This is a genomic window from Vibrio sp. R10-SF1-ISO8 (genome assembly GCF_059833805.1).
Window position 1 is genome coordinate 234,027 of the sequence record NZ_JCBDHL010000019.1, and the last position, 24,192, is coordinate 258,218.

At 43.9% G+C, this 24,192-nt stretch carries 19 protein-coding genes; 11 read left to right on the plus strand and 8 right to left on the minus strand.

The window, feature by feature from the left end:
• The first annotated feature begins 74 nt into the window (after positions 1–74).
• The gene (locus tag AC6R00_RS15975; RefSeq protein WP_500641108.1) at positions 75–593 is read left to right on the plus strand and encodes a hypothetical protein; all 519 of its coding nucleotides are present in this window, start codon (positions 75–77) and stop codon (positions 591–593) included.
• Between the two features lie 45 nt (positions 594–638).
• On the opposite strand, the gene cra is transcribed toward AC6R00_RS15975, so the two are convergent.
• Complete coding sequence (gene cra / locus AC6R00_RS15980) at positions 639–1,616, minus strand: catabolite repressor/activator (RefSeq protein ID WP_500641109.1); 978 nt, start codon at positions 1,614–1,616, stop codon at positions 639–641.
• Between the two features lie 305 nt (positions 1,617–1,921).
• Here cra and fruB point away from each other — a divergent pair, with 305 nt between their 5' ends.
• From fruB to glgC, 5 genes are all read left to right on the plus strand, one after another.
• A complete protein-coding gene (gene fruB / locus AC6R00_RS15985; RefSeq protein WP_500641110.1) occupies positions 1,922–3,055 on the plus strand; it encodes a fused PTS fructose transporter subunit IIA/HPr protein in 1,134 nt (377 codons plus the stop codon).
• Between the two features lie 11 nt (positions 3,056–3,066).
• On the plus strand, positions 3,067–4,041 hold the full coding sequence (pfkB, locus tag AC6R00_RS15990; RefSeq protein WP_500641111.1) for a 1-phosphofructokinase: 975 nt from the start codon (positions 3,067–3,069) through the stop codon (positions 4,039–4,041).
• 19 nt (positions 4,042–4,060) lie between these two features.
• The gene (gene fruA, locus AC6R00_RS15995; protein ID WP_500641112.1) at positions 4,061–5,797 is read left to right on the plus strand and encodes a PTS fructose transporter subunit IIBC; all 1,737 of its coding nucleotides are present in this window, start codon (positions 4,061–4,063) and stop codon (positions 5,795–5,797) included.
• Between the two features lie 235 nt (positions 5,798–6,032).
• On the plus strand, positions 6,033–7,934 hold the full coding sequence (locus AC6R00_RS16000; RefSeq protein ID WP_500641113.1) for a sensor domain-containing diguanylate cyclase: 1,902 nt from the start codon (positions 6,033–6,035) through the stop codon (positions 7,932–7,934).
• Positions 7,935–8,086: 152 nt separating this feature from the next.
• On the plus strand, positions 8,087–9,301 hold the full coding sequence (gene glgC / locus AC6R00_RS16005) for a glucose-1-phosphate adenylyltransferase (RefSeq protein ID WP_500641114.1): 1,215 nt from the start codon (positions 8,087–8,089) through the stop codon (positions 9,299–9,301).
• 68 nt (positions 9,302–9,369) lie between these two features.
• Here the strand turns inward: glgC and AC6R00_RS16010 are convergent, their stop codons facing one another.
• The gene (locus AC6R00_RS16010) at positions 9,370–12,510 is read right to left on the minus strand and encodes a chitinase C-terminal domain-containing protein (RefSeq protein ID WP_500641115.1); all 3,141 of its coding nucleotides are present in this window, start codon (positions 12,508–12,510) and stop codon (positions 9,370–9,372) included.
• Positions 12,511–12,890: 380 nt separating this feature from the next.
• The gene (locus AC6R00_RS16015; RefSeq protein ID WP_500641116.1) at positions 12,891–13,775 is read right to left on the minus strand and encodes an AraC family transcriptional regulator; all 885 of its coding nucleotides are present in this window, start codon (positions 13,773–13,775) and stop codon (positions 12,891–12,893) included.
• A gap of 141 nt (positions 13,776–13,916) precedes the next feature.
• Here AC6R00_RS16015 and AC6R00_RS16020 point away from each other — a divergent pair, with 141 nt between their 5' ends.
• A complete protein-coding gene (locus tag AC6R00_RS16020) occupies positions 13,917–15,065 on the plus strand; it encodes an iron-containing alcohol dehydrogenase (protein ID WP_500641117.1) in 1,149 nt (382 codons plus the stop codon).
• A gap of 62 nt (positions 15,066–15,127) precedes the next feature.
• Positions 15,128–15,751, plus strand: coding sequence for a lysoplasmalogenase (locus tag AC6R00_RS16025; RefSeq protein ID WP_500641118.1), 624 nt, complete (start codon positions 15,128–15,130; stop codon positions 15,749–15,751).
• Here the strand turns inward: AC6R00_RS16025 and AC6R00_RS16030 are convergent.
• On the minus strand, positions 15,748–16,275 hold the full coding sequence (locus AC6R00_RS16030; protein WP_500641119.1) for a GNAT family N-acetyltransferase: 528 nt from the start codon (positions 16,273–16,275) through the stop codon (positions 15,748–15,750). The two genes, AC6R00_RS16025 and AC6R00_RS16030, sit on opposite strands and share 4 nt — an antisense overlap.
• 7 nt (positions 16,276–16,282) lie before the next feature.
• Entirely contained in the window at positions 16,283–19,174 is a 2,892-nt protein-coding gene (torS, locus tag AC6R00_RS16035) for a TMAO reductase system sensor histidine kinase/response regulator TorS (protein WP_500641120.1), read from the minus strand.
• A gap of 80 nt (positions 19,175–19,254) precedes the next feature.
• On the opposite strand from torS, the gene torT reads away from it, so the two are divergent.
• Together torT and AC6R00_RS16045 are read left to right on the plus strand one after the other, a co-directional pair.
• A complete protein-coding gene (gene torT, locus AC6R00_RS16040) occupies positions 19,255–20,271 on the plus strand; it encodes a TMAO reductase system periplasmic protein TorT (protein WP_500641121.1) in 1,017 nt (338 codons plus the stop codon).
• Positions 20,272–20,280: 9 nt separating this feature from the next.
• The gene (locus AC6R00_RS16045; RefSeq protein WP_004743830.1) at positions 20,281–20,736 is read left to right on the plus strand and encodes a methylglyoxal synthase; all 456 of its coding nucleotides are present in this window, start codon (positions 20,281–20,283) and stop codon (positions 20,734–20,736) included.
• A gap of 434 nt (positions 20,737–21,170) precedes the next feature.
• On the opposite strand, the gene AC6R00_RS16050 is transcribed toward AC6R00_RS16045, so the two are convergent.
• Together AC6R00_RS16050 and AC6R00_RS16055 are read right to left on the minus strand one after the other, a co-directional pair.
• Complete coding sequence (locus AC6R00_RS16050) at positions 21,171–21,818, minus strand: HAD-IA family hydrolase (protein WP_500641122.1); 648 nt, start codon at positions 21,816–21,818, stop codon at positions 21,171–21,173.
• Between the two features lie 216 nt (positions 21,819–22,034).
• The gene (locus AC6R00_RS16055; RefSeq protein WP_500641439.1) at positions 22,035–22,541 is read right to left on the minus strand and encodes a flavodoxin; all 507 of its coding nucleotides are present in this window, start codon (positions 22,539–22,541) and stop codon (positions 22,035–22,037) included.
• Positions 22,542–22,808: 267 nt separating this feature from the next.
• Between AC6R00_RS16055 and AC6R00_RS16060 the strand changes: the two genes are divergently transcribed.
• Positions 22,809–23,276 (plus strand): CreA family protein, encoded by a 468-nt coding sequence (locus AC6R00_RS16060; RefSeq protein ID WP_500641123.1) that lies wholly within the window; start codon positions 22,809–22,811, stop codon positions 23,274–23,276.
• A gap of 49 nt (positions 23,277–23,325) precedes the next feature.
• Here AC6R00_RS16060 and AC6R00_RS16065 read toward each other — a convergent pair whose 3' ends face one another.
• Positions 23,326–24,060 carry a hypothetical protein gene (locus AC6R00_RS16065; protein WP_500641124.1) on the minus strand — a complete coding sequence of 245 codons (735 nt, stop codon included), beginning with the start codon at positions 24,058–24,060 and terminating at the stop codon, positions 23,326–23,328.
• Between the last annotated feature and the right edge of the window lie 132 nt (positions 24,061–24,192).

Sequence of the window (24,192 nt, forward strand, 5' to 3'; positions counted from 1 at the left end):
TAGGCTATGATTTGGCTTGCTTATTGCAAGCCATTCTTTTTAGTCAATTTATTGTTGTTAGTCGGAGACTACTTTTGAAAAAAATCATTTTGGCCAGTGCCCTAGCGATTGCTGGCATCAGCGCAAGCGCCCAAGCGAACAATTTTAACTATAACTTTTTCGAAGTTCGAACAGCTATTGGCCCTGAAATGACAGGTGCCGAGTTTAGTACATTCTTTACTGAAAACTCGCACTTTATTCTTCGCGCAGACACTCAGTTTGACAAAGACTACGACCTTGCTGGCGGTATCGGATTTAACGGCCCTATCAGTCAGTTCGCCGACGTTTACGGACAGTTACTTATCCACCAAGTTAAATACACAGAAGAAGCCGGCGGTGAAAGTGATACCCAAGCAGAGATCAACGTAGGTCTGCGCCTGTGGCTAACCGATCAAATCGAAGCTACGGGACGCCTCGGTCGTAATGATGATGCGTCTGTATTCCATGCTGGTGTGCGTTTCCACTCAACGCAACAACTTTCTCTTTCAGCAGAAACTCGCAACAACGGTCTTTATGGCCCGCAAGTGACTATGTCGGTTCGATTCCAATACTAATCAACCAAACAAAAAACTAAGCCCTGTTATTTACGGGGCTTAATTTTATCTAACAACGATTTTTCTCGGTACTAACTCAACGCCAGCTTGATATCGTTTGGCTGCAGCATTAAGCGCCAGCTCCATCGCACTATCAGCAATGAGTTCAAACTGCTGTGGTAACGAGTTGATTTTCATAGGTAGGAAATCCAATAGACGATTATCACCAAATGTCGCTATCTTAACCTTATTTGCCAAATCTGGATTTTCCAACAGTACATCCAACACCCCTTCTAATAAGGTATAAGAGGTAGTGACGATAGCGTCCGGCACCTTATCTGCTTTGCACCAAGCGTTAAGTACTTGTTGTCCATCTTTGCGATTGAAGTGTTCTCCATAGCCGACAACGGGTTTTACCTTATGCTGTTTTGCCGCTAAAATGAACCCAAGCTCGCGCTCACGAGATATATTTAGCTCAGGTAATGCCCCAATAAGACCAATACTTGTTACATTGTCACTAATTACCGACTGGGTTAGTTCAAAAGCGCCGCCAAAATCTTCACTGATGACACAAGAAAAGTGCTCGTCATCAAGGGGACGGTCAAGTGCAATGACTGGTGTCCCTTTCGCTTTAAGCTCCAGATAAAATTCACTTGCATTGGGTATTACACTAGCCACAAAAAGTGCATCAACTTTACGGCTAACCAGTGCTTGAACAACGTTTTTTTCTGTTTCTGGTTCATCGTCAGAGCAGGCTATTAAAATCTGATAGCCTGCCGAACGAGAATTCTGTTCAAGCAGTTTGGCTAACCTCGCGTAACTGGTGTTTTCTAGATCTGGAATAATGAGTCCAAATGAGCGGCTCTGCCCAGCTCTTAAGGTGCTTGCAGCGAGATCAGGTCGGTAATTGTGTTCATTCACCACGTCCATCACTTTTCGCTGAGTTTTCTCGCTAATTCGATATTTTTGAGCTTTACCATTGATCACATAACTCGCGGTTGTCTTCGAAACCCCGGCAAGTTTTGCTATCTCATCTAGTGTCATATCCACAACCTTTGTTCTGTGCGCCGGATCATAATACTTTATAAATGATCTTACGATGAGTTGAATTATATGCTGAAACGATTCAGTATTAAAGCTGAAAGGATTCAGCAAGGTCTATAAAGTGAGTAAAGTCACTTATTTTTTGAGTGTTTGTTCTAAGTAGCAGCCTTTTATCAATAAGTTAGACCCGTTGACGCTGAACCAATATTTTTTACCTTTTTGCTGAATCGATTCAGTTAAGCAAAAAGCCATTGAAAATGAAGACTCGATTAAAAGTTTAAATCCCTTAAGGCTGGAGAAGCACCATGCTTAAGTTAGTGAAAAGTGACATCACCCTTTCCCAAAATGCGACCGATAAGTTTGATGCGATAAAAAGCATTGCGCAGGCTCTAACGGAGAAAGGCCTTGTTGAACAAGGTTATGTTGAAGGCATGCTAAACCGAGAGAAGCAAAACTCGACTTTCTTGGGGAACGGTATTGCGATCCCACATGGTACGACCGACACACGATCTATGGTCAAAACGACTGGCGTTTCTATTCATCATTTCCCTAACGGTGTTGAGTGGGGAGATGACAACAAGGTGTTTGTCGCAATTGGTATCGCGGCTAAATCCGATGAGCACTTAGGCATCCTTAAACAACTAACAAAAGTTTTAGCTGCTGATGGCGTTGAAGAACGTTTACGTAATGCTAAAACTGAACTGGACATCATCGCCCTACTCAATGGCGATGTTCAATTAGAAGCAAACTTCGATGCGGCACATGTTCAGTTAAAGTTTCCAGCGAGTGACATGGTACAAATGAGCGCGGTTGCGGCAGGCCTTCTTAAAAATACAGGTTGTGCAGGCGCAGAATTCGTTGCCGATATCGTAACGAAAACACCTACACACCTTGGTCAAGGTCTCTGGCTTGTAGGTAGTGATAAGCAAGTAACACGTACTGGCGTTTCTTTTGTTTCCACCGCCAATGATTGTGAGTTTGAAGGCGAAACAGTTCGTGTTCTCGTCGCTTTCGCTGCTTGTAACAACGCTCATCAGCCTATTCTCAAGACGATTGCAACGCTTGTGTTTAACAACGAGCACAACAAGTTACTGGATGCAACCGTAGAGCAGATACTAGCGCTTTTGAAAGGCGAAGAAGTCACTAATGAACGCGATGAAGCGGGTAATACTGCCACGTTCAAGATCAAAAACGCACACGGATTACATGCTCGCCCGGGTGCAATGCTGGTTGCGGAAGCGAAAAAATTCGAATCAAACATTCGCGTTGTTAACCTTAATGGTGACAGCAAAGCCGTTAATGCAAAGAGCCTCATGAAGGTTATCGCGCTAGGTGTCAAACACGGCCATCAACTTCAATTTTCTGCCGAAGGCCCAGATGCTGAGCTAGCACTTGAATCTATTGGTAAAGCGATTGCTTCTGGCCTAGGTGAAGGTTAAGGAACATGACCATGTCTGCATTTAAAACGAATAAAGTCGTTACCATCACGCTAAACCCAGCTCTTGACCTAACAGGCTCATTGGACTCGCTCTTAGTAGGCTCAGTAAGCCTAGTTGGAAAGAGTAACCTACATGCCGCGGGCAAAGGCGTGAACGTCGCCAAAGTACTGAGTAATCTTGGCGCAGACGTCACGGTAACCGGCTTTCTTGGTAAAGATAACCCGGAGCTTTTCCATCAGCTATTTGACGATATCCAAGTCAACAATGAGTTTGTAGAGGTGCAAGGCGCAACTCGTATTAACGTCAAGCTCGTCGAAGCCAATGGTCAAGTCAGCGATATTAACTTCCCCGGTGTTCAAGTCACCAAAGAAGAATTAGAGCGATTTGAACAAACCCTATTTCGCCTAGCAGAAACTCACGACTACTTCGTACTTGCAGGCAGCCTTCCGGGTGGTGTCAGCGCAGAGCAATGCGCAGCTTGGATAGAAAAGCTCCATCAACTCGGCAAAAAGGTGTTGTTTGATAGCAGCAAAACAGCATTGCGTGCAGGCATTGAGGCTCAACCTTGGCTGATCAAACCCAATGATGAAGAGCTCAGTGATCTAATTGGTGATCATCTTTCAACACCAGAACAATGCCAATCAGCGGCACAAACGCTAAGCGACAAGGGCATTGCCAATATTGTCGTTTCAATGGGTTCTGACGGCGTGATGTGGCTTAACCAAGGTCAATGGTTACATGCCAAGCCACCACGTATGAATGTTGTCAGCACAGTTGGCGCCGGCGATACGCTTGTCGCTGGATTGTGCTGGGGTCACATGCAACTCATGCCCAAAGAAAATTTATTACGCTTCGCCACCGCTCTCTCTGCCCAAGCAGTAAGCCAGGTTGGCGTTGGAATTACCAGTCAGGAAGAACTGGATAACATCAAGCTCCAAACACAAGTAAGCGAGCTCTACCCTAATACGAACTTAGACAACAACTAAGGAACAGAAGGTTATCAGTATGAATATTGCCATTATTACAGCTTGTCCGAGTGGTGTTGCAAACAGCATCATTGCGGCAGGTCTACTAGAACAAGCCGCCGCTAAACTAGGATGGAATGCGAAAATTGAGTGCCAATCTAGCGTGATTGAATCAACACTGCTTGTTGATTCGGACATTCAACAAGCAGACGTCGTTATCATTGCGGCTAATACTCCGGTTGATACTTCTCGTTTTGTAGGTAAGAAAGTTTACCAAGCTGATATCAGCACAGTAGCAAAGGATGCATCGACGTTCTTACAAACTGCCGTTGAAAATGCAGCCATTCTAGAGCAAGCAACCACAGTCGCAGCCCCAGCAGAAAATACATCAGCAACTAAGAAGATTGTTGCTATTACAGCATGCCCAACAGGTGTAGCGCATACGTTCATGGCAGCTGAAGCACTTGAAGAAGAAGGTAAACGCCGCGGCCACCAAATCAAAGTGGAAACACGTGGCTCAGTAGGCGCGAAAAACCAGCTGACCGACCAAGAAATCGCTGATGCCGACCTAGTCATCATCGCGGCTGATATCGAGGTACCACTTGACCGATTCAACGGCAAGATGATGTATCGCACCAAAACCGGACCAGCTCTTAAGAAAACTGCTGAAGAAATGGACAAAGCGTTTGAGCAAGCAAACGTATACCAACACTCAGGTTCTTCAAATAGCGCTTCCGCAACAGAAGAGAAGAAAGGCGCATACAAACATCTGATGACAGGTGTATCTCACATGCTTCCTGTGGTCGTTGCTGGTGGTTTGATCATCGCCCTATCCTTCGTTTTTGGTATCGAGGCATTTAAAGAAGAAGGCACACTTGCTGCTGCATTGATGACCATTGGTGGCGGCTCGGCATTTGCTTTGATGATTCCTGTTCTTGCAGGTTACATCGCATTTTCTATTGCTGACCGTCCAGGTCTAGCTCCGGGTCTTGTTGGCGGTATGCTGGCAAGCTCAACTGGTGCAGGCTTCCTTGGTGGTATCGCTGCAGGTTTCATCGCAGGTTATGCAGCCAAACTCCTAGCCGACAAAGTATCACTTCCACAATCGATGGAAGCTCTTAAACCAATCCTGATCATCCCATTCGTGGCTACCCTGTTCACAGGCCTTGTGATGATTTACATCGTAGGCGGCCCAGTATCTGGCATCATGAATGGCTTGACAGACTTCCTAAATAACATGGGCTCTGACAGTGCTGTGCTACTCGGTATTATCCTAGGTGCGATGATGTGTTTCGACTTAGGTGGGCCGGTAAACAAAGCGGCATACGCATTTGGAGTTGGCCTGCTTGCTTCACAAACATACGCGCCAATGGCCGCTATCATGGCTGCGGGTATGACACCAGCTCTAGGTATGGGACTAGCGACATTTATTGCTAAGAACAAGTTCGAGCAAAGCGAACGTGAAGCAGGTAAAGCGTCATTCGTGCTTGGTCTGTGCTTTATTTCTGAAGGTGCCATTCCATTCGCTGCGAAAGACCCAATGCGTGTTATCCCAGCATGTATGGCTGGCGGCGCGCTAACAGGTGCTCTGTCTATGCTCTTCGGTGCTAAGTTAATGGCTCCACATGGCGGACTGTTCGTACTATTGATCCCTAACGCAATCACTCCAGTGCTAATGTACTTGGTTGCTATTGCGGCAGGTACAGCGGTAACAGGTTTCACTTACGCATTCCTAAAAAACAAAGCAGAAGCAAAGCAAGAAACTGCAACTGCTTAAACGTTTCTTGCCACTCCCCCGATAGATGGCAAAAGCACCTCTCCTTAGAGGTGCTTTTTTTATTTGAAACGACCCTTTATCGTCGACATGATTCGCTGGTTAGGTGTACCAATGCCTATTTATTCTTATTAGCACATATATTCATAATTAATATTCAACCACGCTCACAGTAAGTGTAATGATATCGTAGTATGATTTAACCCTTACTGACTAACTTGATAATTAGAATAGTTAAATGCGCAAACGTGGTTCCAAAATCTTCTTTCAATTTATCGTTGTTTTCTTTGCGCTGTCGTTTGTCCCTTTCCTCTATTTTTATACTCAGCTTTCACAAGTAGACCAGCAAACCCAGCAGTATGTCGAACAACTCAATCGCAATAAGCTTGAGTACTCAAAAGTAGAGCTACAAACTTCGTTGCAAAAGATATCGTCATCACTTCGCTATCTATCAAATAATGGCGTATTAAACCAAGCTATCTTGAACCCATCCCGCCAAAACCTTGATGCTTTAGAAGAGTTTTGGCTACTCATTGCTCGAACACAGGGTTATTACTCTCAATTACGCTTTATTGACAAAGATGGTATGGAGATTGTTCGCATAAACAGCGGCGAGCGATTTATTGAGATTGTTGAACCAGAACGTTTACAGTATAAAGGCGACCGTGACTACTTTGCTTTTGCCAAAACCTTAGGTGATCACGATACGGGTAGTTTTGGCATTGACCTAGAAGTCGAAAATAACAAACTAGTTAAGCCTTATCAGCCGGCTTACCGCGTAATATACCCCATAACACTTAATGGTGAACGCAAAGGTTACTTTGTCGCAAACCTTGATCTAAATCGTTTGTACTATGGCTTGGCGTACAAGCGTAATCAGTTAAATCTACCCATTGTCGCGACGGGCGACGGGTTTTATTTAATGTCGACGAATGGTGAAAAGATTTTAGGTAATTTGGTAGATGAACACCGAGAGTCCAACCTTTCTCGGCAGTTCCCTCAGCTATGGCGATCACTACAGTTTGGTAAGTTTGGCACTGTTAAAGAGCGTGATTACTGGATTTCTTATACATCTACCGAGCTTAATGAAGTCGAACACGTTGACCAACTGATCTTTTTTATCAAAACCTCCTTTGATGAAGCTCATGCGTTCACTGACGATGCGCGACATGATCTCTATATCCAAGCAGCATTCATTCTTATCATTTTATTCTTGCTCACATTCACCTTTGTGACATGGAATCATAACCATGAAAAAAACAGCTTAGATAGTAAGATAGCGCGCGCAGCGATGAACGGGATGTCAGCAGTCGTTATTACTGATCGAAACAACAGAATCATCCAAGTGAACAGCGAGTTCACAAGGATTAGTGGCTATACGTTAGAAGACGTAAAAGGCCGCCCACCTTCATTGTTTGCTTCAGGAAAGCATCTGCAAGAGTTTTACATGAATATGTGGAAGATTCTTGAAGAAAAAGGCTTATGGGAAGGCGAAGTCGTCAATAAGCGTCGAGATGGTTCATTAATTACCGAAATTCTGCGCATACAGACGGTCAAAGACCGTTTTGGCGTCATTCAGTTCTATGTCGCGTCATTTGTCGATATTTCACATAGAAAAGAGTTAGAAGACCGCCTAAGAGAACTTAGTGAAAAAGACCCGATGACTTCGCTTTGGAATCGTCGAAAGTTCGATAGCGAGATGCAAAATCAAGCAATGCGTACAAAACGTTACTCTGATCATGAGTCCGCCACATTAGCATTGATTGATATTGACCATTTCAAACGCGTTAATGATAAATATGGACATGATCGCGGTGATGAGGTGATTAAAGATGTAGCGGGTAGCCTAACCCACCACTTGCGTGAAACCGACGTTATCGCTCGAATTGGGGGCGAAGAATTCGCTATCATTATGCCACATACCGATCTACGCGAAGCCGAAATGGTGCTCAACCGAGTAAGAACAGCAATCAATCTAGAAAGCGAGCTAAACATTACTGTAAGTGCTGGTGCAACCGAAATCTCTGCCAAACCTGAAGAGACCTATAAACGTGCAGACATTGCACTCTATGAGTCAAAATCACTTGGTCGCAATCAAGTGTCAGTCCTTTCGGTAAGCGAAACTCACTCGATTGCTTAATTTTGGTGCAATATTCAATTTATATGCACCAAGTTCACACATTTTTCGTGCAGACGTTTGCAACAAGCCTTATTAGTACGCTGTTTGCTAGTTGGCGCAGATCTTGAACTAACCTTCATATGTCGTTTGTTGCGCTATATGGAGATAGAAACATGCAAGATACCCTTACCGTTATCTTAGCTGGGGGGATGGGCTCTCGTTTGAGCCCTCTCACGGATGACCGCGCTAAACCAGCCGTACCTTTCGGAGGCAAGTATCGAATTATTGACTTTACCTTAACCAATTGCCTTCATTCTGGGCTTCGTAAAATCTTAGTGCTAACGCAGTATAAATCGCACTCGTTGCAAAAACATCTGCGAGATGGGTGGTCATTGTTTAACCCAGAGCTAGGCGAATTTGTTTCTGTCGTCCCACCACAGATGCGCGGTAAAGGTAAATGGTATGAAGGTACAGCGGATGCTATCTACCACAACCTGTGGCTGTTAGAACGAAGCGACGCGAAACACGTTATCGTTTTATCAGGTGATCACATTTATCGCATGGACTATGCAGAAATGCTGAAAGATCATATCGAAAATGGCGCGAAACTTACCATAGCCTCTATGGATGTCGCGCGAAAAGATGCGTCTGCATTCGGCGTCCTGTCTGTCAATGATCAAGGATTAGTCGAAACCTTCTCAGAGAAACCAGCAGACCCGCAATGTATGCCTAGCAAACCAGATCGTAGTTTAGCGTCTATGGGCATTTACATATTCGAAATGGAAACACTTCAGCGTGTACTTCGTGACGATGCCGATAATGAATTCTCATCGCACGATTTCGGTAACGACATTATCCCTCAATTAATCGATGAGCAATGTGTTTATGCTTACAACTTTTGCTCCGATCGCGGCCGCGTTGCTCGCGATTGCTATTGGCGTGATGTAGGGACAATAGATTCTTTTTATCAGGCAAACATGGATTTACTTGAGCCGATTCCACCCATGAACCTGTACCAACCAAACTGGGGCGTTCGTACTTATGAGCCACAACTGCCACCCGCAAGAACGGTTTCATCAGCAACTGGCAATGAAGGGATATTTATCAACTCAATCATTGCGAATGGCGTGATTAATTCCGGCGGCTCCGTACAACACTCCATTATTTCCTCTAATGTACGTATCAATGACAGCGCGACCATAGTAGACAGCATTTTATTTGATGATGTTGAAGTCGGTGAAGGATGTAAGCTTGTCAACTGCATCATTGATAAACACGTTACAATCCCCGCGAACACTTCAATCGGATTAAATGCCATGGAAGATGCAAAAAGATTCCACATTTCCGAGAATGGTGTCGTCGTTGTGCCCGAAAGCTACAAATTTTAATTTATGTCAGTTCATTAGCAACAAAAAGGCCTTGGCGCGTAGCCAAGGCCTTCTACTAAAAAGCTCACTTACTGAGGGCAAGCTACCTCATCCCAAAACCAATTAGACTGAGTTGGCGATTCCCATGTAGCAGGGTTATTCTTCGCAACGAAACATTTTCCATTGTAAGAATAGGTGTCACCATTGACTGCTTGGGTCACACCTGGCTCCCAAGCTGTTACTGTGCCGGTGTTACCTCCATTATTCCCACCGTTATCGCCGCCGTTGTTTCCTCCGTTAGACAAATCAGCGAGTGGCAAGTCTGGTTGCTCAAATTTAAATGCGTAATCAACTCCATTCAGATTTACAGTGTAATTTGCAGGTCCAGAGATCGGTAAGTAGTAAACCATGTCTAGCTCATAAGTCCCACCAGCAGCCAGTTCTTTCCAGCTAGGCAAGCTAAACGCGGCTCGATGCATCGGGCCATCAAGACCACCAATGTTATTCGCTCTAGTATGACCAGACGCGATGACTTTCAAGCCGCCACCAGATTGATCTTTGGCATTATCTGGCGCCGATACTGGGATATCGAATTGGAACTCAGTACCACCGGGAATCGTATGTCCAGTATTGTTAGTGAAGGTTACTTTAGGATTGATCGGGTAGTTTTGATCACCGACTTTAAACCCACCTACTGTCACTGTGATATCAACAGTTTCGGAAGGAGTTACTCCAGATGAAACCTTATTTCCATATGGTGTCGCAGACTTAAATTTATCGTAGATAGCTTTAGTCATAGTGTTACCCATATGATATTCACCAGCACCATTGCTACACGCCTGCTCAGTCAAATCGACAGAGGTACGTTGGCCATTCTCAAGCACATAACAGTTGTAGTCCCCTGCTAGCTCCCAGAACATAATCCCACCGATCTCTTTGTTGATGACGTAATCTGCCTTCACAGAGACCGATGCCTCATCTTCAGTGGAAAGGAAAACATTCTTCTGTGCATTCCATAACCACGGTGCTACGGCAACGCTGTCATAATGCCTTGTATAGGTGCCAACTAGTTGGTCGCTCGGATCATTAACGGGATCTAATCCATAAGCAGCGCTGTATGTACCCCATATGCCCTTCTCTAGGTTTTTGGCATGCCACATTGGACCTGAGCCCGCCCCCATTTCGTTGCCTTGAGGATCTTTATCGTGCCACATGTTATCGATGCCCATTGCACCGTTACCACAGTTGTTCTTCTCACCTTCCCCTGTTCCTTCAGGGCATTGTGCTTGGTTCGGTAAAGCTGCGCGCCCCCAAAGGCCATTTGTACCGCCCGCGACATCTTGCCAACCACGTGTGTAGTAAGGTACACCAATATTGATTCGACCTGCTGGCAGCGAACCACGGAAATAGTGGTAAGCCCAGTCAGTGTTTAGATAGCCAATGCCCCCATAGGCAGCTGTGTTATAAACATTCCATTGAGCTAACTCTGAGTCTTCTCCGGTATCGTAAAGAGCGGCATTGTGTCCTACATGATCATTCCATGCTCCATGAAGGTCGTAGGACATGATATTGACATAATCGAGGTATTTAGTGACATCAAAAGTTTCCATACCACGTAACAGATAGCCCGACGAAGGCGCCGCTATAGTGAGCATGTAGTGAACACCATCTTGCGCTGAAGCCGCATCAAGTTTTTCACGTAGAACTTTCATTAACTCTTGGTAAGAAGCCCACAAGTAAGGACGACGTGGCTCCATAAATGCTTTGTCATAAGGATTACCTGCGCCAGCCATTGACGTAGGATATTCGTAATCAATATCCAGACCATCAAACTTATAGTTGCGCATCATTTCAACCGCTGAAGCAGCGAATTTTTCAATTCCTGCGTGGTTTATTGATCCATCGGCGTTCGTCGTCATAGTGTAGAAACCACCATCGGCTACACGATTACCGTTCTCATCAAAATGACCACCTGTTTCAGCCCAACCGCCTATCGAAATTAATGTCTTAACACCATAGCGCTGTTTGTAAGTTGCTAGTGCACCAAAGTGGCCTTTAAAGCCTAGTGCCGGGTCTATATCCACCCCTGGCCACTCTTTGTTGGTCGCAGCATTGTTTGGATCGTTGACGTCACCTAGATTCACTTTGCCATCCGATCCAATACCAACAAAGGCGTAATTAATATGGGTCAGTTGCTCCCAAGGAATATCTTTAACGAGGTATGACGCTTGTGGATCGTCACCTGCACGCCAACTTGTGAAGTATCCGATCACCCTACGTGGATGATCAGCGCCCATCTGTTCGCGACCTTCCGCATCATAGACTGTACAGTAAGGAACATTAATCCCCTCAGTCTGGTACAAACCGTCTGGACGACAGCTAGCGACTGGTGGTACGCCATTAACAACTAAAGTCACAGACGTCGAATTGGTACTTGCCCCAAGATTGTCTGTTGCAACCGCATATACCGCCAAATCTCCAGCTTTTACCGTTGTGTAATTCAAAGTGTAAGGCGCAGTAGCGGCAGTACCCACCAAACTACCACCAACATAAAAGTCGACTTTATCAACTGACCCATCCGCATCTGAGGCATTCGCCGTAAGTGTTACTGCGCTTCCTACATCTACCGAGTTGGTAGATAGTACGACATCGACTGTTGGTGCAATGTTGTCAGGATTTGAAGAGGCGACATTTATTGTCACGCTACTGACTGTACTCTGAGCCCCCGCATCATCATAAGAAACCGCACTGATTTGATGACTGCCAACGGTAGCAATCCAAGCCATACTATAAGGAGCTTGTGTTGCTTGACCAACCATAACGCCATCAACAGAGAACTCCACCTTGGCAACCGTTCCATCTGCATCTAACGCGCTTGCAGAAATAGTGACAGCGTCACCTTGGATAATGGCATCAGAAGCAAGAGGAGACGTAACTGATACCGTTGGCGGCTCATTTCCTCCTGCTGCGTCACATGTCCCCAGATGTTTCCAATGCCTCCACTCCCCTGATGTTTGGGCGGGATCATTCCCTTGTGTCCAAAAGTTTGCTTTATAACCAGAGCCTAAATGCTGTACTTGTTCTCCACCGTTATAGATGGTCGATGAGTCCCAGTTTGCTAAAGGGGTACAATCTACCGCGGCGTAACTGTTAAATGCGATTAAACATGACGCACTAAGAGTACTTAGGGTAAAGACTCTTCTAGCCGTTTCTGACGTTGGTTTGTGCATTTCATTTATCCTTAAGTTATTGTTTACACGTGATTAAACTTCAACTTTATCAATGTTGAATACTTATATTTCTGCGTAAAATAACCGTAGATAAGATTGGAAAAATAACACGAAGTATTTCGTTATACTCCAAAATGACTCGCAATTAATCGCATCATGAATGCAACAAACCAACACTTATTTTGCATCAAGAACTAGTTTTCGTTGGTCTTGATAAAAAATAAGCCCCTTCATCATCACTGAAAAAGGGGCTTATCACAGAAGATTGACTAGATCTCCTATAGGGAAACGAGAATAATTCGCTTTGTTTCAATAATATTACTCAAACTTGAGTTAAAAAACACTGTAAATTTGTAAAACCTGATTTCCCCTTTTTACAGTCAGGTAACAAGTTTCGCTTTGGGCGTTTCATTAAAGTGGCGTTTAAATTCCCTTGAGAACTGGGAAGTACTGTTATACCCGACTAAGCGAGCCGCTTCTCCGACTTTAACACCCTCTAACTGTATAAGCTCGCGAGCCTTATCCAATCTTACCTTTTTAATATACTGGATTGGAGTGGCTAATGTGACGCTTCTAAAGGCTTGGTGAAAAGCAGAAATGCTCATGTTTGCTTGCTCAGCAAGATCTTGCACAGTTACCGAGGCCGTGTAGTTCTGGTGTAAGTAATCCAACGCTTTAGCCACCCTAGCGTAGTGACCCTCATGCCGAGCGAGATCAAATAAAACATGGCCTTCTTTGCTCATTAACGCTCTAAAGGCTAGTTCTTCCATCAAGCTCTCACCTAACACTGCTAACTCAATCGGGTCACATAACGCCTTCATAAGCCTTTTGCAAACACCAAGCATATCACCATCCATCGCAACAGATTTAAGACCGGAGCGCACACTGCCTTCAACGCACGGCTTGTAACAGTTCATCGATTCCAGTTTATTCACGAGTCGGTGAAGTACTTGCGGATCGATATCGATACTTAATCCTAAAAGTGGCTCACCATCTACAGAAATCGCTTCACACTCTAGTGGCATTGGGACCCCCACAACAAGATAGTCATCAGGACCATACTGAACAGGCTCGTTACCAAGATAGATATTCTTCTTGCCTTGCCCTAGCACAATCACGCCAGATTGATAAACAAAAGGTCTTCGCGTGTTTCCCTGGCTACTTCGGTAAAAGTAGAGACCTTCAATTTCTGTTTTCGCAATTCCTTCGAGTTGACTTAACCCCTTTAAATCTACGTAGTGCTGCATAAGTTCGGCGAGTGACATTGTTCCTCCACTAAAATCATCTTTAGAGAAATAGGCATATTTTTTGGAGTATTTGGCCTTTAATAAGCCACTTTTCAATACTAATATGCATACTAACGACAAAGATTACAATCCATAATTGGAAGCAAGAGGCATAACACGATGCAATTTTCTTACGTCAACCCGACTCAAATTCAGTTTGGTCAAGGCCAGATCCAAAGTATTCAATCGATCATCCCTGCCGATCAAAAAGTACTCGTTATATTCGGTGGCGGTTCAATAAAACGTAACGGAGTGTATGATCAAGTATCGCAGGCTCTGAGTAACCATACTTGGAGCGAATTTTCTGGCGTGGAGCCAAACCCAACAAAAGAAACACTTGATAAAGCTGTCGCACTTGTTAAGCGAGAAGGCATTGACTTCATACTAGCAGTAGGCGGCGGTTCAGTGATAGATGGCTCGAAGTATGTCGCAGCCGCTGCGAAATATGATGGTGATGGTTGGGACATTATGGTTGGCAAACATCAAGTCACAGAAGCCGTACCAATCGGTGCAATTCTAACCTTACCTGCTACCGGTTCGGAATCAAACATGGGGGCTGTGATTACAAAAGCAGAAACGCATGACAAACTCCCATTCATGACACCTCATGTTCAGCCTAAATTTGCGGTGATGGATCCAGATGTCATGAAAACTCTTCCTGAGAAGCAATTAATTAATGGCATTGTCGACGCATGGGTTCATGTCTGCGAGCAGTACTTAACCAACCAACACGGCGCAATGGTTCAAGATGGCTACGCGGAAGCGTTACTTAAGAACTTAAAAATGTTAGGCGCTGAATTCGCTGAGCGTGACAATGATCAGTGGCGTGCAAACTTGATGTGGACAGCGAACCAAGCACTTAACGGATTGATTGGTTCTGGCGTTCCGCAAGATTGGGCGACGCATATGATCGGTCACGAGTTTACGGCGCTTTGGGGTGTTGATCATGCGCGTTCACTCGCTATAGTTCAGCCTTCTTTGCTACGTAATCAATTTGCGGTTAAGAAGACAAAACTAGAGCAGATGGGTGTCAACGTATTCGGTCTCGATGCGACAGATGATCTAGCAGAGCAGACCATTATTGCTATCGAGTCCTTCTACCACTCACTAGGTGTCGCCACTCAATTTAGCGAGTACGAATCCGATAAAGAACAAGCCGTTGAGTCTGTGATTAGTCAACTTACACAACACGGCATGGTTGCACTCGGTGAAAACCAAGCGATCAACTTAGAGCAAAGCCGTAAGATCCTTGACCTTGCTATTGCGTAAATTCAGCTAAGTTATTAATCTAAAAAGCAGCATTCGCTGCTTTTTTTGTATAAGAAGGATTTATGTGGCTATTCATTGCCCTAACGTGCGCCATACACGTTTGGAGTATTAACCAAAGCAAACGTTGGATTTTTTACCTATCAAAGCCCACGCCGATCTTTCTTATGGCACTTATTGTCTTCACAAATCAACACGCACCGACAACCTATACTTTGTGGATTGGTATAGGGTTGATTTTATCTTGCATCGGCGACATTTTTCTAATGCACCCAAAAGATAAGTTTATCCAAGGTCTAGGCGTTTTTTTGTTTGCTCACTTTGCGTATAGCATCGCTTTTTTCAGTGCTATAGACATGCAGGTTAACGTTTGGATATTCTTAACACTACTCGCCATTGGAACGCTAGTGTATCTGTTGTTATTACCGAGCCTAGGCAATTGGAAGCTTCCTATAGCAGTCTATAGCTTAGGGATAGTGATGATGGCTTGGGGCACAATTGAGCATTGGAACTCATCTTTAGGCTCCGGAGCAGGCTATGCCGTGTTAGGCGCATTCATTTTCATCGTGTCGGATGTTGTACTTGCAGTGGATCGCTTTCGCAGCCACTCAGCTTACTCTCGTCACGTAGTGATGATCACCTATTACACGGCGCAAACATTGCTCACTTTATCCGTCGTCGCGTCTTAGGCCGGAACCTGAAAACGATAGATCAAGTCGTCGTAGTATTTACCGCCCAGAAGATAGGCATCTTTCTCACGTTCAGCTAAGGTAAACCCTGCTTTCTCAAGAACTTTGCATGAGGCAATGTTTCCATCGGTCACAATAGCATTAACTGTTTTAATCGGAAATTCACTCGTGGCATGATCAATCAAGGCAACTAATGACTCCGTTCCATAGCCTTTACCGTGAAATTCTGGAAGTAAAAGGTAACCAACTTCTACTTCATCTTTGCTTTGTTCTGAGACACATAAACCTGTGACACCAATAGCATCACCGGACTGTTTCTCTCGAATCACCAAACACAACCAATGGCTATCAGGCCAGTTCCAAGTCGGTAATCGCGATGTAAAACGCTCTCGGATTTGCTCAGTAGACGGTTTATCGAAAGCATAGCGAATCACGTCTTCATCTTGATTCAATCGTTCAAACAGCGCCCAATCATTTTCAGTTATTTGAGCCATGGAAAGTTGTTGTGATTCAATTTGGTTCATAAACTCTCTAATCTAATAATTCTTTCAGTGCATATTTCGATTGCGAAACAAGTAAAGTTAGCCCTGTTTTGTGTTGTTGATAACACTCTAAAGGGTTTGGCGACTTTTCTATCTCCAAGCAAAGATCATATAAAGAATCCAAGCCTAAGCTGCCTGCGGAACCTTTTAACTTATGCGCTAACTGTACCGTGTTATGCTGATTCTCTTGTTTAGCAGCTGCATCGAGTTGTTCAAGTATTTCATCAGCACCCTTGTTAAACATCATACTGATTTCTTTCATTTTATCTCTGCCCAATACTTCCATATCAGCCAGAATAACATTCGGATTAATAATTAACCGATTTTGCATGCCTATTTCTACATCATCACTATCACTTTGGGCAAGCAACAGAGGCTTCCCTTCTAAACTATTTTGAATCACTTGGCATAATTGATCTTTGTCCAATGGTTTAGGTAGGTAACCATCAAATCCTGCTGCTAGGTAACTTTCAACTTCTTCATTGTATACGTGTGCCGATACAGCAATCATCGGGATATCGCTTATGGCACCTTGGCTTAGTTGATATGACTTAAAGTCTTTAAGTAATTCGGCCCCGTTACAATCCGGGAGATTAATATCCATCAGCACCAAATCGAATTGCTCTTGCTTAAACAGAGAGAAGGCCTTCTCACCCGTTACTGCGGTATGTACTTCGTGATTCATACTTTTCAAGAAACCTTCCGCAACCATGCAGTTCACCGGGTTATCTTCGACCAGCAAGACCTTAGCTTTGATTCGACAATCGGTGGTCACTTCTGACTCTTCAAACTCCTGACCCACAGTAAGCGGGATAGAGAACCAAAAGCAGCTACCTTCACCGACGCTTGAGTCGACAAACAATTGCCCACCCATTACTTCAACAATTCGCTTGCTGATCGCTAAGCCTAAGCCCGTTCCGCCTTTAGCCCCCATACCACCAGTAGCTTGGGTGAACGCGTCAAACAAGGTCAACTGTTCGTCTGCACTGATTCCTACTCCAGTATCAGAAACCTCAAACGTAATGTGCTCTGGCGTATCTGGGTCAAGTGAAACATAGATATCTACATTACCTTGCTCGGTAAACTTAATCGCGTTTCCAACCAGATTGTTTAGAACCTGACTGATACGAGTGACATCACCAAACCAATATTTACCTACATCGCTTTCGATACAGTATTCAAGCTGCAAAGACTTTTCCTTTGCTCTACCGAGCAGCAGCTGTTTGGTATCATCGACCATCGCAGGAAGATTAAAATCAACGGGGCGAATCTCAAGGTGCCCCGCCTCAATTTTTGAGTAATCCAATACATCGTTTAGAATCGCCAACAGTGTTGTACCACTGCGATTAATCACATCGACATAATGCGCTTGGGTAGTGTTGAGCCCCGCATCTTTTAACAACCGAGCTGTTCCCAATACACCGTTCATTGGTGTGCGAATTTCATGGCTCATTGTGGCTAAGAATGCAGATTTAGCACGGCTGGCTTGCTCAGCTTCCTGACGAGCTCTGGCATGGTTTTCCACTTCCTCATTTAAACGCGTATTGGCATTTTGTAGCTGATGTGTTCGCTCAGTTACCAGCTCTTCAAGGTGACCTTTGTGCTCTTCCAGTTCACGTTTGGCTGCTGCTTCACTCTCTGCAACAACCTTTAGCGCTTTAGCAGTATTGCGCGCAGTAATAATTGCTTGTCCCATGTTAGCGAGCTCATCACTTCCTCTCACTTTCAAGTCAACTTCAAGCTGTCCTTTTGCAATCGAAAGTAGCGCTGACGAGTACTCTGCTAGTCGTTTAACGACCGAGATATAAACAACTTTCCACACGATAATGACCACAATCAACATACCCAGTATTGTGATAATGGTTAGGGTTAATTGAGCGTAATCAAGTGTGGTTTTTAGCTCAGCTACCGCGCGGGTCGTTGTCGCATTCGAGTCATCAACAAGCTTGTTCACCGTGGCGTTTAGAGTCGAGAATTGAGTTAGAGTATCTTGCATCAACTGCTGAGCTAACTCCTCGTTCTCATAACGTTGGGTAAGAACATCAAACACCACTTCTCTTTGCTCTAACTTAGCGAGCAATGCGGTCATTTGCGTAGAGCGAGTTGGATCCTCCACCGCTTGAACTCGGCGCTTCATTATACTTAAGTTGTTGTTAAACTCTTGCCGTATAGTGCGAATACGATCAATATCAGAAATGGTGCGCGTTTCTTCAATGTGGTTGAGGAGCTTAAAAGCCAACAAGTGAAGTTCGTGTAAACGTTCTGCTAGATCAAGATCGACTTCGACTAAGGTATCAAGCGCCTGATAAGCTTGATCTTTTTTGTTTTTTTCTAACAACGCATAGATATGCGTAACATTCGCTACAGCAATAGTCGATGTATTTGCAACTTGAGTACGAGTAAGCTGCTCTAACTCTCTCGCCAATTTTCTTAGTTCTTGAGTTCTTATTGCTAGGTCATCACTAAGAAACAGTCTTCTTTCGACTACTATTCCCAGTTTAGCGAGTGTATCGATAACCCCTTGTACGTCTGATTCGAGTCGATCAAGCAATGAAGAGTCAAAAGAATCCGAACCCAACTGCTTTATATGCGTCAGTAAGGTTTCTAATTGCGAAAACAGCTCTTTACCCGACTCTTGACGTTCAGCCTCAGTTTTCGCATTCGAGAGTGTCTGAACTGAGGATATGATTCGTGAACTAAGCTCCGAGACCTGACGCGCTTCAATCATCGATGGAATGGCAGAGTTAACAACATTGCGCTCGGTTTTCGCTACAGACGAAAATCCGAACATACCGATAAGAGCAGATATTAAAACTAGCATCGCCATGGCCAAAAATGACAGCAGCAATTTACGGCCAATACTCGCTTTAGCAAGTAACATTGAGAATCTTCACTTCTTAACTCTTCTATAATGCGTTATATTTTGCAGTGTTTATTCGCCCATTACCAACGAAATGCTGCATGTCTTTGATCTCCGCAATCAAAACACCTAAAACAATAACTACGTCGATACTGCTCACTTTCTTTCTGTTTTCTGCAAGTACCTCTGCAGCTCAGGCCGCTCGAATTTGTGCCATCTACCCTCATCTTAAAGATTCATATTGGCTGTCGGTCAATTACGGCATGGTTGATGAAGCCGAAAAACAAGACGTTGACCTTAGAGTTCTCGAAGCAGGTGGTTATCTCAATTTAGAAAAGCAACGTGAACATATGGCGTTGTGCGTAAAATGGGGTGCCGACGCAATCATTTTAGGTACGGTAGCACCCGACCTATTTTATTCATCGCTCAGTTCCGCGGCTTCGTCGGTTCCTGTCTTTGCGACAGTAAACAAACTCGTGGTCGATTCACAAAACCAGTCCGCGTTAAAAGGAGAAGTTGGCGTCGATTGGTATTGGATGGGTTATTACGTTGGTGACTACCTGAAATCTAAGCACCCCGCAGGCTCTGGAAAAACCAATATCGCACTATTACCTGGCCCTCAATCTAGCGGTGGCACTAAGCCAGTTATTCAGGGCTTCTATTCTGCGATTAAAGGAAGCGATATTAACGTTGTAGAAACATACTGGGCAGACAACGACAAAGAACTGCAACGCAACCTAGTTCAAAAAGCCATTGATAACAAAAATATTAATTATATAGTAGGTAGCGCAGTCGCGATCGAAGCGGCTATTAGTGAGCTACGCAGCGCAAATAGGTCTGAAGAGATTGGACTCGTTTCAACCTATTTAAGCCATGGTGTATACCGAGGGCTGTTGAGGAACAGAGTTGAATTTGCCCCAACAGATAAAATGGTACTGCAAGGTCGCCTATCGATTCAGCAAGCTATTCACTATTTACGTGGTGAAAACTATAACAAAATTGAAGCGCCTATTATTGAGCCACTAACACCAGATAACTTGAACCCTGAAGTGATAGCGCAATCTCTATCCCCTTCAGAGTATCGACCAACATTTTACGTATATAACGAAAACAATTAGGAAGTCTAAATGGAAAAAACGACGCGTACCTTGCCTGCACACAAACACGTCGCACTTGTCGCACATGACAACTGCAAACCTGAGTTACTACGTTGGGTGAAAGAAAACAAAGAAAAGCTACAACGTCACTTTCTCTACGCAACAGGAACTACGGGCTCAATGTTGAGCAAAGATACTGGTTTAGCGATTAAGAGCATGATCAGCGGCCCTATGGGCGGAGACCAGCAACTAGGTGCTCTAATTTCTGAAGGAAAGATAGATGTGCTGATCTTCTTTTGGGATCCCCTCAACGCGGTTCCGCATGACCCAGATGTAAAAGCTCTACTACGTATTGCGAGTGTATGGAATATCCCTGTTGCAACAAATCGTGCAACGGCTAAGTTCATCATTGAGTCAGAGCTTATCGAGCAAGAAGTGGATATTGAAATCCCTGACTACGAAGCGTATCTCGCCAATAGAACTTAATAAAATAGACAAAAAGCTCGCAAAGTTGCGAGCTTTTATCAAATCTGATTCTGCTATTATCTTTTCAATATATGAAATGCTTCTCAATATTTATGGATAATTCCATTTCTTAGCCAATACAGCGATCCATTCGACTAAAATGGAATTGTCAGGAAACTTACACGCAGTTATCCTGTCGAAGAACATAACAAATTAAAAAATATAATGTTTCTATTGTCGCTGCCGGGAGATTCCCCTATGAATAAAGATGAAATGCTCAACGATGTTCTGTGCTGTCCGTTATGCGGAAGCGAGGAGTACTTGCTGTCTGATAACAACAACATGCTCTGTGCAGAATGCGGGTCTTTTTTTGAAAACGTCACACAACTTACCCCCACTCACGCGTTACTGTATAAAGTAGGCACACTCCCATCAGTTTCCCGCACTGCAACACACTAAAGGATCTCTTCAAGCTCCCTTAAGTGGCTTATTTTTTTCAAATCTAGCGTGTGATGCTTGTTGTTTAACCCTGTTAAATGAACAGTTTGCACGCCAGCTCTTACTCCAGCTTCAAGACCTTTTGGCGTATCGTCAACGTAAATACAGTCCTCGAGTTTAAAACCCATATTCATCGCACTGTAAAGGATAAGGTCTGGTTCGGGTTTCCAACTATTGGTATCAAATGCGGAGAATATTTTTCCTTTAAAAAACGGTAGCAGCCCCGTTAACTCTAAGCAGCGCTCGATTTTATCTCTCGGCCCGTTGGAAGCCACACAGTATTCAACGCTACTTTTATTGAGGTAATCCAAAACCTCGAATACCCCTTCCATTGGCTGTAACTGTTCTTCAAACAACAGGTCTAACTTTTCACGATAGATAGGTTCTAGCCGATCGATAGAAACATTGACATTTAGTCTTTGTTTGGTTGCAGCTAAGATGTCTGCAAGCTTGCCTCCCTCAAAATGACTAACCGCTTCATCCATAGTTAACGAAGCGCCAAAGTGGTTAAACGTCTCGCACAATGCTTGGCAGCACAGCCTTTCGCTATCGACCAAAGTACCATCACAATCAAAAATTACACATTGAGCTTGAGGCTTTGCCATATCACTACCCTATTAATTTTCTACGAGAAATAATAAGACAGATAGTGAGATTTGAAATGACCAGCTTAACATTTCGCTGGTTTATTAGAGATTTATAATCAGAAGTTTAAAGCGTATCACCATTTACTGCTATTAAGACAAAAATGGTGTTAGGAGTAACGCAAAATACATAAACTTAGTTTAAGAACCATCGCGACTCGTTGTCTGGAAGCTCAATCAGCTTTCAAGAAACAAGCTAAGACCATTATCATTAGAGATACCTAATTTAGCGCACAAGCCCGCAACAAAATCTTGTTTGTTTAACTGATCAGAGACGTCTTTAATTACGATATCTGAAATCAGTGAAGCGTCTTCGCTTTCTGTCACTATTGCAGCTGCCACAGCCTCTCCTGCCTTGAAGCCTAAATACAAACTGCACGGCTCAGAGTAAATAATTTGCGAAAGGAACTCTAAAATCAGGTCCTTGTCGGCTTGGTCGTTCCAGCGACGTGCTTGCAGCAAGGCAAACATGACCGTTAAACGATGAAAATCGACCAAGAAAATATCATCTTTTGCAAATTCACTCGATTCTGGCGGTACTTGCTCTAACTGGTGATATTGGCACAAAGCGACCTTCTCTTTGTACAGGGATAGGCCGGCGATACTCTCTTTAGTTGGGTATTCAACATCGACTTGTTGATAAAGCCATTCATTTTTGATTTCAGCAATCTTAGGTATCGTCATAACGTCGGTTAGACCTGTACTCACTTTAGGAAGTTAGGCAGAAGCTTACTAGATAACACCTTGACCTCTCAAGTCTTTTAAAACGAGATTCAGTAAACTATACAAAAACCTGATATGCTATCAGTACTCTATTTGAATTTAGTCTCTTTAAGCTTAGTGCTAGTCATTTTTGAATCATCGGTAAGGGTATATACCTTTGTGGCTTCAAAAGTGCAGTAGATATCTTAGCGAAAGATTCAGATAACTAAACAATAGCAAGGATTTAGAATGAAAAAACTGCTCACCGCATTGGTTTTAACAGGACTATTAGCGGGTTGTTCTGACAACGAAGTTGGCGATGTTTCACTTGGCGTTTTTACATTGAAAGACATTAAGATCGAAAACCTAAAAGATGATGTTGTAACAGGCGTAACGTGCCACATCGCTTCAATTGAAGCGGATTTTAGCCTTGCAGACCCGAGCGATAGCTCTATCTCGTGCCGCCAAACAGGTGATATCACACCAGAAATGATCGCCCAGATCGACAAGAGCAAATCTGGTGAAGTCGTACTCAAGAAATCGAAAAGTATCTTTTTTAAGTCGATGAAGGTTAGACGTATCTACGATGCTGAAAATCAGACTCTCCTCTACCTCTCATACACAACCAAAGAAACAGATGGCAGTTTCAAGCACAGCTTATCGACAGTCCCACTTTGGGGCACATCGGCGTATGTTGAACCAACTGAGCAAAAGTAGTCAGTGATTAAGCAGTCCAAACCTGAGGGCTGCTTAACTCTATTTTTACCTAGCTATCGAATACATTTTCGAGTAAGCATACGGTGATTTTCGTAGGATCCATGTTTGTCGTGTCCATTTTAACGTTCTCCGGTTTGAAGTCTATCTGTTCGACCAAGCCCGGTCCTTTAACCTTTATATTTTTGATGCCCATTCGTTCCAGATCTGTTATTGAGTAGTACCAACCATCGGTATTCTGGCTTTTCTGGCAGCTAGCTTCGTTCGTCTGTCCATAAGTTGTTATTCTCTGATCAACGCCAATAACCCCAAAGAAAGCTGTCTCTTTTATACGCAGCCGATTTAAATATTCCATAAACTGCTTTTTATCTTTGCTCGCCATACTATGCATCCAAAGTGCATCAGCTTGTTTGGCACCACCATGCCATCCTACCAGAGACTCTGGGTTAATCACTACGCTCTTTGCTGCAGGGAGAATATAGTTGGCGCATGCGGAGAAACAGAGCTTACTTACTTCTACATCAAGGTTATTCTCTTTGATGAAGTAGCCAAACTCTATGCCTACCGCCATGTCCCCGCCAGAGCTGGTGATTTTAAGCTTATTAATAGGTGTTTTACGTTCACGAACCACGCGCATCGCTTCTAGCACGGCGTCACCAGTGATCATTCCATCGTAAATTAGTGTGTTGCCCGAGACCATCACCTTATGTGCCGGTGGAAAGACCGTAGGGATACTGTTACATCCTGCGAGCAATAGTGTTATTGCTGCTATATGTAGAAATCGCATGTTCTTATCCTTAAATTCCGTACGTACGTTACGATGTCGCTACGCCATTCGATGCGTCGTATTGTTAATCCTTTATGATCTACACAAACTAACAAATTTGAATCGCCAATACTTACTTAAACATGCTAAGTC